General features: G+C 65.3%; 9 protein-coding genes and 1 pseudogene. 4 read left to right on the forward strand and 6 right to left on the reverse strand.

Annotation, left to right across the window (positions count from 1 at the left end; all coding sequences use genetic code 11):
• Positions 1 to 139: DUF1697 domain-containing protein (locus tag VGE27_RS19455; protein WP_345787954.1), on the reverse strand; the 139-nt coding region annotated here is incomplete at its 3' end.
• A 196-nt stretch (positions 140 to 335) separates the two neighbouring features.
• On the opposite strand from VGE27_RS19455, the gene VGE27_RS00800 reads away from it, so the two are divergent.
• Together VGE27_RS00800 and VGE27_RS00805 are read left to right on the forward strand one after the other, a co-directional pair.
• Positions 336 to 905, forward strand: a complete 570-nt coding sequence (locus tag VGE27_RS00800) for a hypothetical protein (RefSeq protein WP_331047723.1) — start codon at positions 336 to 338, stop codon at positions 903 to 905.
• Positions 906 to 983: 78 nt separating this feature from the next.
• Positions 984 to 2,069, forward strand: coding sequence for a zinc-binding dehydrogenase (locus VGE27_RS00805; RefSeq protein WP_331047724.1), 1,086 nt, complete (start codon positions 984 to 986; stop codon positions 2,067 to 2,069).
• Between the two features lie 16 nt (positions 2,070 to 2,085).
• Here the strand turns inward: VGE27_RS00805 and VGE27_RS00810 are convergent, their stop codons facing one another.
• The 5 genes from VGE27_RS00810 to VGE27_RS00830 form a co-directional block, all read right to left on the reverse strand.
• Positions 2,086 to 2,547, reverse strand: a complete 462-nt coding sequence (locus tag VGE27_RS00810) for an NUDIX hydrolase (protein ID WP_345787953.1) — start codon at positions 2,545 to 2,547, stop codon at positions 2,086 to 2,088.
• Positions 2,538 to 3,950: a lanthionine synthetase LanC family protein gene (locus tag VGE27_RS00815; RefSeq protein ID WP_331047726.1), complete on the reverse strand. Its 1,413-nt coding sequence runs from the start codon at positions 3,948 to 3,950 to the stop codon at positions 2,538 to 2,540. Before VGE27_RS00815 ends, VGE27_RS00810 begins: the two co-directional genes overlap by 10 nt.
• Positions 3,937 to 4,410, reverse strand: a complete 474-nt coding sequence (locus VGE27_RS00820) for an OsmC family protein (protein WP_331047727.1) — start codon at positions 4,408 to 4,410, stop codon at positions 3,937 to 3,939. The genes VGE27_RS00815 and VGE27_RS00820 overlap by 14 nt, the downstream gene beginning before the upstream one ends.
• Positions 4,411 to 4,472: 62 nt before the next feature.
• On the reverse strand, positions 4,473 to 5,828 hold the full coding sequence (locus VGE27_RS00825; protein WP_331047728.1) for a TlpA disulfide reductase family protein: 1,356 nt from the start codon (positions 5,826 to 5,828) through the stop codon (positions 4,473 to 4,475).
• A 4-nt stretch (positions 5,829 to 5,832) separates the two neighbouring features.
• Entirely contained in the window at positions 5,833 to 6,318 is a 486-nt protein-coding gene (locus VGE27_RS00830; protein ID WP_331047729.1) for a protein-disulfide reductase DsbD domain-containing protein, read from the reverse strand.
• A gap of 545 nt (positions 6,319 to 6,863) precedes the next feature.
• Here VGE27_RS00830 and metB point away from each other — a divergent pair.
• Together metB and VGE27_RS00840 are read left to right on the forward strand one after the other, a co-directional pair.
• Positions 6,864 to 8,075 carry a cystathionine gamma-synthase gene (gene metB / locus VGE27_RS00835; protein ID WP_331047730.1) on the forward strand — a complete coding sequence of 404 codons (1,212 nt, stop codon included), beginning with the start codon at positions 6,864 to 6,866 and terminating at the stop codon, positions 8,073 to 8,075.
• Positions 8,076 to 8,212: 137 nt separating this feature from the next.
• A pseudogene (locus VGE27_RS00840) lies at positions 8,213 to 8,683 on the forward strand (3-oxoacyl-ACP synthase); the annotation flags it as partial.

Here is an 8,683-nt window from a genome sequence, read left to right on the forward strand (position 1 = left end):
TGTTGAGCAGCGTGCGCACATCACCGAAACCGACCGATTCTGCGATGGCACGCAGCTCCGCCATCGGCACCTTCTTGCCACCACCCACATTCACGCCGCGCAGCAGCGCGATCTGGAGGGGAGACGAACTCCTGGGCATCGTTTTCGGGGTCCTCGGTCGGTGGCGAGCCGCGCAGGTGGCGTTGTGTGAAGCGCTGTTTCAGTCTAGCTTTCCCAAGGTGAGATGCCAGTGATATTCGCTCTGCATCCACCACGGGCCCGCTACCGAGCGCAGGCCCCCTGCCACACGTCACCCTTCGTGACAGTGGTATCGGACACTGCCGGAGGGTGCCGGCATGATCCGACACGCATCACCTGATTTTGTGCGGGAGTCTCGCCTGGGGCTCGACCGCGGCGCGTTCCTGATGACCCACCGGGCACAGTCGGCCGCCCCCAGAGAGTTTTCCCAACTCTCCGAACAGGCTATCGAAGCCGCCCAGTCCATCGCGAGCGCGCTCGACACTGATCCACCAGTGCTGCGCCGCGCACCGGATCGTTGTGTGATCCAGATCGGACAAATCGCCCTCACACTGGGGCATCTCCGTTCGGTGGGCGATTCGCATGTCGGAGGCCAGCTACTGGCCATCGTCTGGCACGGCATCATCGCCCCCCGCGGCGACCATGTGCCCGAGCGCGCACCACGCCACGCCCCACCGCCGCCGGAGCCCATTTGGGAAGAGGCGCATGTGGTGTCGGCCGAGAACGAATCGGGATGGTATTGGCATCCCTACGGTCTCGAGCGCGAAGGCTTCACGTCGACCGAAACCGCCGATCGATGCATTGATCAGTTGCGCCTCGCGTTGGAGAAGGTGCCCCCACCACCTCGCACCGAACCGGCTGCCCGTCCATCGGCACGACGCCGATAGGCCATTGCCATCGCACGATGGCGGATAGCTCCACGGGTCAGCCTTGCTGGCCCCGGTACCACGATCGAGTTTCCGGGCATGACAGCAGACGCGCGTGCATCAACCCCGGAGCTTCACACGGCGACCATGAACGCCGTGCAATTGATCAGTCAGGGCAGCCCGGTCGTGGCGACGGTGATTCCGCGTCCCGCACCAGGCGCTGGCGAGGTGTTGGTGCGAGTGCGTGCGGCGGGCATTTGTCATTCCGACGCGCACTACCGAAGTGGCCGCTCTCCGGCACACCCCCTGCCCCTCACGCTGGGCCATGAAGTGTCTGGCGATGTCGTGGCCACAGGCGAGGGTGTGACCGATGTGGCGGTGGGCGCACGCGTCGCGCTGCACTACCTCGTGATCTGCGGAGCATGTGACGATTGCCGTGCGGGCCGCGAGCAGTTCTGCAGCACAGGGCTCATGCTCGGCCACTACACCAACGGTGGTTGGGCGGAATACATCGTCGTACCGGCGTGGAACGCGGTGCCGCTACCCGACTCGGTGTCGTACGAGCACGGCGCGGTCATGATGTGTTCGTCCTCCACATCATTGCACGCCCTTCGCAAGGGCCGCATGCAAGCCGGTGAATCGGTGCTGGTGATCGGCGCCGGCGGCCTCGGCATGTCGGCGATTCAGCTCGCCAAACGCCTGGGGGCGTCGCAGGTCATCGCTGTGGACCGGGATGCGCGCAAGTTGGCGTTGGCCGAACAGTTTGGTGCGACGCCTGTATCGGCTGCCGGGCTGTCGGTGGACGATGTGGTGGCCGCCGTACGCAACGCATCCAACGGTCGTGGTGTGGACGTGGCGCTCGAGCTGGTGGGCAGCGTCGACACGGTGCAGGTCTCGCTCAAAGCGCTCGCGCCACTCGGACGCGCCGTCGTGGTGGGCCTCAACAACGTCGCCGTCCCCGTGGACAGCTATCGCGACATCATCGGCCGCGAAGCTGAGTTGATCGGGTCGAACGATCACCTGCGCAGTGAACTGGTGGAACTCATGACGCTCGCGGCAGACGGACACCTCGACTTGCGGAACGTGGTCACTCACACTGTGCCACTCGATGCCGACGCGATCAATGGTGTGCTGGATGCACTCGACCGTCACGAGGCACCCGTGCGCACGGTCATCGTGCCCTAGGCCTCGAACCGCTCCGTCAGGAGGCTGACGAAGAGTCGTCAGGCAATTCGAAGCCTTGCGCAAGCAGGTGATCGATGGGCAGAAACCGTGGCGACGGCAACGCGTCCCACGGGAACCACGTCCACGCTTCGCACTTGTCGGGCTCGCGCACCACGGCCTCACCCAGTGGCGCTTCGGCGATCACGAACAGGGTGACGTAGTGTCGCTCGAGCTGTCCCGACCCCGCCGGGAACAGGTCGTTGGTCCATGGGCCGTCGCGCGTGTCGGTCAGCGTGAGTCCGGTTTCCTCGAGGGCCTCGCGGCGCGCGCAGTCGTGCACGGATTCGCCCCATTCCAGGTGACCGCCCGGAAACTGCCACACCCCGTCGCCATGTGTGCTGCTGCGTCGTTTGCCGAGCAGCACGTGTTGGCCACGCCGGATGATGACCGCGACGCCGATGCGAGGATGCGGAGCGACCGGTGACTCACTCACGTCCACGACGGGGAATCGGGGAGCACCACGAGGGGCTTGCGTCCACGCATCGCGCCTTCGAGGTGAAGCAGTGCGATGCCAACGCCGGCGGCTCCCTGCATGTACCCCGTCTGCGCGACGACATCCTCCGGGCTGGTGCGATTTTCCGCCTGCACCCACTTGAGCCCACCGTTGTCCGACGTGGCGCGAGTGACCACATCATCCATCACACGCTGCGCAAAGGCGAGATCGTCCGCACTGCGTGTGGCGGTGTGACGCGAGATGAAGTACTCCGCCACACCACAGTTGCCGCAGCATTGCGAGATGTTGTTCCAGAAGCCCGAGCGATCGGGATGCTGCTCGGGCACGCCACTCTCCACGATGGCCTTGGCCAATGCGGGCTGATAGCGGCGCCACGCAGCATCTCCGGTGAGCCGCTCGAGCTGCCGGTACAGTCGGCCGGTGCCCGCGGGCCCATGGCACCAGCTCAGATAGTACAACGACTCGTTGCCGGGCTCGGAGTGAAAGATCTTGCGTGAGCCACCTGGCGACACCGTGCTGATGGCGTCGAGATATCGTGCGCCGGACAATGCGCCATTCCGCGCGGCCTGCTGCAATGTGCGGTCACCGGCCAACGCGGGGTGCATGGCCAACGTGGCCAGCGTATAGCTCACGCCCGCCGTGCCGTGCGAGAAGTTGGGATAGCGGCGCGGCGTTTTATCGGAAATGGCCCACTTGGTACCGTTCCCTTCCGCAACGCCGGCATCGAGCAGCGAGCGGGCGGCTCCGCGCAACTGGCGATCCACGTCCCGCCACGGTGACGCCGTGGAGCGATCGCGCCCCTGCAGCCACACCAGTGCGAGCGCGATACCTGCCGTGCCCGAGATGATGTCGGTGGAATCGATCCAGGTCGCGCTTTCGCCCTTCCATGTAGTGCTGTCACGCACTTGCCGGGCGATGCGCGCGAGCGCTTCCTGGCCACCGGGAAACGGCGCACGATCCTGCACCAATTGCAGCACGTAGGCGATGCCGGTGAGCCCCGTGTACAAGCCGGCGCCCCCCATGCCGAGTCCGTCGGATGGCAGTGCGGCAATCATCGCGCGGGCGCCCGCCTGTGCCTCCTGCAGATGCCGAGCGTCGCCGGTGGCATGATGCAATTCGAGATGCAACAACACCACACCGGGCATGCCGGAGTAGAGACTCTGGTCGACGGTGGTCGGCTTTGACGGATCGACCGGCCAGCGCACGACATCACCCTCGCGCTGCGCACTCGCAGTGATCCAACGCTCTGCCCCAAGCGCCGCGGCGCGGTAGTCCGCTGCGACCAGCGGTGCGCGGGTGTCACCGTCGCCGGCAGCCAACAGCCAGCGCGGCGCTGCAAGCACACCGGAGCCGATCACTACACGCTTGAGCAGGTCACGTCGATCCACGATTCGGCTCCACCAGGACTTCTGTCCGGACTGAGTTGGCAATGAAACACGACTCGTGCGCCTCATGATGCGCCGCGTCCTCTTCTTCCGCTGTCGGTGCATCTCCGGAGAATTGCACCCATGGGCGCAAGGTCACGCGTGACATCACCAGTTGCCCGCGTTCGTTCTTCGTCATCTCGCCTTTCGCCTCATCGAGATAACGATCCACCACCCAGCCACGCTCCGCCGCGATGGACAGGAACCAGAGCATATGGCATGACGACAGCGAAGCCACAAAGGCCTCTTCTGGATCCACACCAGACGGGTCGGAGAGCGGAATGCGCACCACCTGCGGTGAAGAGGACGCGGGCACCACAGCGCCTCCGTCGAAGCGCCACTGATGCGCGCGGCTGTAGCGATTGTCGGTGAATCGCGCCTCACCGCGCGACCACTCGATGGTGGCGGAGTAGAGATGGGCCATAGACCCACACTACCCCGCCAGCACCGAGTGCGCCACCGAGTGTCCCCCCGGCCACTCAGGGCTCAGCGCCCGCCCGCGCTGCCGACCTGCTCCTGCAACAACCCCTCCACGATGGCTTCGTACTCCGCGACCAGCGTCTCGTGGTGTACTCCGCTCGCCTTGGCCGCAAAGCCAGTGCGCACGGCCCGCACGATGCCGTCGCGGCCGAGGAAGAATGTGGCCGGCCAGGTGTTGAGGTTCACCGCCTGCGGTAGCTTGGCCGTGACTTCCTTGGGCTCCCCAGCCACGAGGTACGCATAGTCCACGTCATAGCGCTTCACGAAGGCCTTGAGCCGTGTGAGGTCGGTGAGTTCCTCGGTTTCCTCGAAGTCGAGGGCGACCACCTCGAGCCCCTGCTCGCGATACTTGCGATACAGCGACGACAGGAACGGCGCTTCGTCGTGGCAATTCGGGCACCAGGTGCCGGTGACATTCACCACCACCACCTTGCCGGTATAACGTGCGTCGCGATTGGTGACACGCGTGCCATTCACGTCCTTGAAGTCGAACACAAATGGTTCACGTGCATCACGCACCGAGGTGTGTGTGGCGACGTCGGCCGGCTCGGCCAATCCCCGCGCGCGCGCATCGGCATCACGCCAGGCCACATAGCGTCGTGCGGCGCCTCGCGGCGAACGCTGCACGATGGTGAGCGAGCCATCGGTGTTGGGCTCGACATCGATGCGCCCCGGACGCGTGCCGTCGAAGTGCGACAGGGTGAACCGGCCATCGGCGAACGTGCCGGTGTGTGCGCCGGCATCACCATCCACGCGCAGGATCGTCGCGGTCACCTGCGAACCAGACTGCTGTGCCACAAAACGCCACGCCTTTTCGCCCTTGGAGCTTTCCACCGGGAAGATCCACGTGCCGGCAATCGACGGGGTGGTACCCGCCGCCACCGCAGCGGTCTTTGCTCCTGGCCGGGCCGTCACGCGCACAGAGTCGCGTCGACGCGGGTTGCCGAACCAGCCTTCAAAACCCTCGGCAGTGCGTGTGCCACGCAACCGTGACGCGAGGTGCGCGAACTCCACGATCACCGAGTCGCCCACGGCAGCATTCGCCGCGCCACCTTTGCGCGGCACCACACGTACGGCCGTCGACGTGATCGAGTCGGTGCCGTTGTAGAGTGCCAGATGCGCCGGTTGTGCCGCCCCGGTGGCTGCCCATGCCAGCGGAAAGTTCACGGTGAGTGAGTCATAGTGCAGCGTGCCTTCCCACCGTCCGGCGAGCGGCGGTGCAGATGACTGCGCGTGCGCAGTGGCCGCATCCAGCACGGCAAGTGCAGCGCCGGACAGCACCGCTAGCAATGTGTTGGTGCGCACACGATACGCCGATCGCTTGCGACGTATGGGCGCGACGGAGGTCTTGCGTTGTGTCATGGCATCACCGTGCGGCAAGCCGCGTTGAGAGTTCGATGGTCTTGGGGGGGAGGCACAGCGTGTCGCTGCACGCCTGATAGCGCACACGCAGCACCGCCGTGCTGGTGCCGGATGCTGCGGCGTTCGCGATCAACGGCACCGAGAACTGCGGCGCACCGCTGTACCACTCCACGGGGATGCCAAACGGTGACGTGGGCTGCCGCTCGGGTACGGGACCCTTCACCGTTCCCGCCACGGTCCATGGCGTGTTACTGCCGGCACTTGCCGGCCCGCTGGTCACCCGCAACGGGAATGGGCCGTCGGGCTGTTGGGTGAGCGAGTAGACATGCCAGCCCGGATCGATCTGCGCGCCGATCTGCACGAACTGCGTATCGCCACGAACCGCCCGCGTGACACGCGTAACGGCCCACTTCACCCGTTCGACGGGCTGCACGGGCAGAGAAGAAACGTTGCTGCCGATCAGCAACGCGATGGAGGCCAACACCGACATGAAACCACCGTGATGGAGGTGAACACATGCGGGGGCCTGAAAATGAAAAACGCCCGCCCCTCGCATGAGGGGCAGGCGCCGAAGCCGTGCGGGTACGCACGACGCAAAATGCGTTGCGCGTGCTAGCCCGAACAGATGGACGTCACCAAGCCCCCGGCGTGTGATGTGCGACAGCACACCACGCGACAGCAGGGACAACAACAGGTGACATCGCGATGCGACACGTGAGTCGTGGGCTCGGGTGATCGACGCAGACACGGCATCTGCCGGCAACATCGTCTGACGCAGCGTAATGCGGCTTTGCGCGTCATGTCAAGCGCTGCGAGCCGAATTGTCGACACCGGCCCCTTGACTTCGCGTGCCGATCGACACTAACCTCAAAAGAGCAACACCAAGCAACAACAAAACCGAAGACGCAGTTCGCTCCGTGGTCATTTGCCGCTATTGCCGCCACGCTAAACAAGGTGCTAAAACGCGAATACCCGGCCCGCGCTGGGTTTTTTGTTTTGGAACCTCGTCTAGTACCCCAACTCACGAGGTTTCCGATGTGCGCGCCCGCTGTTGTTCCCGCTTCGCTCGACGCCGCCAGCATTCCTTCCCGTCGCACGCGGGCCGTGCGCGTCGGCATCGACACGGACGTGGCGCATGGCGCCGTCGTCCCGCCCCTGCACCTCTCGTCGAACTTTTCGTTCGCCGCTTTCGGTGAGAAGCGCCCGTTCGACTACACACGCAGCGGCAACCCCACCAGGCAGATTCTGGCCGACGCGCTGGCCGAACTCGAAGAAGGCACGGGCGCCGTCGTGACGTCGAGCGGCATGTCCGCCATCACGCTGGTGCTGCAGCTCGTGCCGTCCGGCGGCTCCATCGTGTGTGCGCACGATTGTTACGGCGGCACCTGGCGACTGCTGCAATCGCTCGCCGCCCGTGGCCTGTTCTCGCTGCACCTCGTCGATCTCACACAGGACAGCGCCGCCGCACGCATCGAAGCACTGGCGCCATCGCTGTTGTGGATTGAAACACCCAGCAATCCGCTGCTGCGCATCACCGATGTGCGCGCCATTTGCGCTGCGGCCCAGCGCGCCGGCGCACTCAGCGTGGTCGACAACACGTTTCTTTCGCCCGCGCTGCAGCGTCCGCTCACGCTCGGCGCCGACATCGTGGTGCACTCCACAACGAAGTACCTCAACGGACACAGCGATGTGGTGGGCGGTGCGGTGATCGCACGCAACGAGCAGATCGTGGAGCAGCTCGGATTCTGGGCGAACTGCCTCGGCGTGACCGGTGCACCGTTCGACAGCTATCTCACGCTACGCGGTGTGCGCACGCTGTATCCACGGCTCGCCTTGCATGAGGCGAACGCACAGGCGATTGCCGAAGCTCTCGACGGGCATCCGGCGGTGCGCGCCGTGCACTACCCTGGCCTGCGCAGCCACCCGGGCCATGCCATCGCCGTATCCCAGCAGGATGGCTTCGGTGCCATGCTCAGCTTCGAACTGGCGGGTGGAGAAGATGCCGTGCGTGCACTCACCGCGTCCCTGCGCTGCTTCACCCTAGCTGAATCGCTGGGCGGCGTGGAAAGTCTGATTGCCCATCCCGCAACGATGACCCATGCGTCGATGACGCCCGAAGCGCGCGCCGCGGCTGGTATCACCGATGGCCTGGTGCGGTTGTCAGTCGGCATCGAGCACGGAGACGATCTTCGCGATGACTTATTGGCAGCGCTCGACCGGGTGTTGACCACCGGCTGGACGCCGTGATCTGAGCGGCGTTCGCGCTTGGCGTCGAAAGTCGTATTTGGCTTGTCGGGCCCGGGATTCGTCGGTAGGCTTTGCAGGAGTATCCCACCTCCGCGCACCGCCTGCCGGCCCCGCGCGTCCCCACCGTTCCGAATGCCATGACCCAGGCCCGCTACGCCGCCATCACCGGTTGGGGGGAGGGACTTCCACCCGCCATCCTCTCCAACGAGGACCTCTCCACGTTCCTCGACACGTCGGACGAGTGGATCGTGCAGCGCACGGGCATGCAGCAACGCCGCGTCTCTCACGTGTCTGCCATCGAGATGGCCACATTGGCGTCGCGTCGCGCCCTCGCCTGTGCGGGCCTCGAAGCCGGCGAGGTGGAGTTGATCGTCTATGGCAGTTGCAGCAACGACGAGCAGGTGCCCAACTGCGCCTCGGGTGTGCAGGTCGCGCTTGGCGCCACACGCGCGGCGGCGATGGATGTGAATACGGCGTGCACAAGTTTCCTGTACGGACTCTCCACGGCCACCGCGATGATCCAGACCGGCGTCGTGAAAAACGCCATCGTCATCGGTGTGGAGTTGATCAGTCAGTTCATGGACTGGAGCAATCGCAATGTGGCCGTG

It is taken from the genome of Gemmatimonas sp., from assembly GCF_036405635.1.
Classification (GTDB): Bacteria; Gemmatimonadota; Gemmatimonadetes; order Gemmatimonadales; family Gemmatimonadaceae; genus Gemmatimonas.

Excerpts from the sequence above, each read along its gene's own strand:
- VGE27_RS00800 (WP_331047723.1), top strand. The coding sequence starts at position 336 with ATGATCCGACACGCATCACCTGATTTTGTGCGGGAGTCTCGCCTGGGG.
- VGE27_RS00805 (WP_331047724.1), top strand. The coding sequence starts at position 984 with ATGACAGCAGACGCGCGTGCATCAACCCCGGAGCTTCACACGGCGACC.
- VGE27_RS00820 (WP_331047727.1), bottom strand. The coding sequence starts at position 4,410 with ATGGCCCATCTCTACTCCGCCACCATCGAGTGGTCGCGCGGTGAGGCG.
- VGE27_RS00825 (WP_331047728.1), bottom strand. The coding sequence starts at position 5,828 with ATGACACAACGCAAGACCTCCGTCGCGCCCATACGTCGCAAGCGATCG.
- VGE27_RS00830 (WP_331047729.1), bottom strand. The coding sequence starts at position 6,318 with ATGTCGGTGTTGGCCTCCATCGCGTTGCTGATCGGCAGCAACGTTTCT.
- metB (WP_331047730.1), top strand. The coding sequence starts at position 6,864 with ATGTGCGCGCCCGCTGTTGTTCCCGCTTCGCTCGACGCCGCCAGCATT.